The following is a 1,198-nucleotide window of genomic DNA, read 5'->3' on the forward strand; positions in this document are numbered from 1 at the left end:
AGAGGTGGTTCTAGGAATCTGAACAGCGGGGATAAGTGGATTGCCGATCTGACAGCGGCCATGCTGGCCGCGAAGAGGAAGCAAGATGAGCAAGCGACCCCGCCGGAACCACAGTCCGGCATTCAAGGCCAAGGTGGCGCTGGCTGCTGTGAAGGGTGAGAAGACGCTGGCCGAGCTGGCGCAGGAGTATGAGGTGCACCCGAACCTCATCAACCAGTGGCGGTCCAAGCTGCTGGAGGGGGCGGCAGACGTGTTCGGAGCGGTTCCGGCAGCGAGCGAACCAGCGGTCGATATAACCGTGCTGCACGCCAAGATTGGTGAGCTGACGCTGGCGAACGATTTTTTGGCCGGTGCGCTCGGGAAGGCCGGTCTGTTGCCGAGCGCAAAGCGATGATCGACCGTGACCATGAGTTGCCGCTGACCCATCAGGCGCAGCAGCTCGAGATCAGCCGCGGCAGCATCTACTATCTTCCGCGGCCTGTATCCTCGGCTGACCTGGCGATCATGCGCCGGATCGACGAACTTCATCTGCTCTATCCGTTCGCCGGGAGCCGGATGCTGCGCGATCTGCTCCGTCAGGAGGATGTGAGCATCGGACGACGGCATGTTGCGACGCTGATGAAGCGGATGGGGCTAGAGGCGATCTACCGCCGTCCGAACACGTCGAAACCGGCGACGGGTCACAAGATCTATCCCTATCTGCTGCGCAAGCTGGCGGTGACGCGGCCGAACCAAGTTTGGGCGACCGATATCACGTATGTGCCCATGGCGCGCGGTTTCGTCTATCTGGTCGCTATCGTCGATTGGTTTACCCGGCGGGTGCTGGCTTGGCGGGTGTCGATCTCAATGGATGTCGCGTTTTGTATCGAGGCACTGGAGGAAGCGCTCGCCCGTTATGGCAAGCCTACGATCTTCAACAGCGACCAGGGCTCGCAATTTACCAGTGCGGCTTTCACCGCTGTCCTTCACCGAGAGAAGATCGCCATTAGCATGGATGGAAAGGGTTGCTGGCGCGACAACGTGTTCGTGGAGCGCCTCTGGCGCTCGGTGAAATACGAGGACGTGTACCTCAACGCATACACCTCAGTCCCGGAAGCACGCGCCGGCATCGGCCGATACTTTGCATTTTATAACAGCATCCGGCCACATTCAGCCCTTGGTACCAGGACACCGGACCAGGTATACTTCGACCAGCCGC

The 1,198-nt window shown here is 60.4% G+C and carries 1 protein-coding gene; it reads left to right on the forward strand.

Annotated features, from left to right (window positions below; all coding sequences use genetic code 11):
• Positions 1–85: 85 nt before the first annotated feature.
• Positions 86–1,198, forward strand: a protein-coding gene (locus tag U1708_RS20635; RefSeq protein ID WP_332748173.1) for an IS3 family transposase whose coding sequence is annotated in 2 segments (ribosomal slippage) — positions 86–347 and positions 347–1,198 — 1,114 coding nt annotated over the 2 segments. Because the reading frame shifts where the segments join, the coding sequence is not laid out codon by codon here. This gene is flagged as partial in the annotation.

The organism is Sphingomonas arabinosi, assembly GCF_036663715.1.
Classification (GTDB): Bacteria; Pseudomonadota; Alphaproteobacteria; order Sphingomonadales; family Sphingomonadaceae; genus Sphingomonas.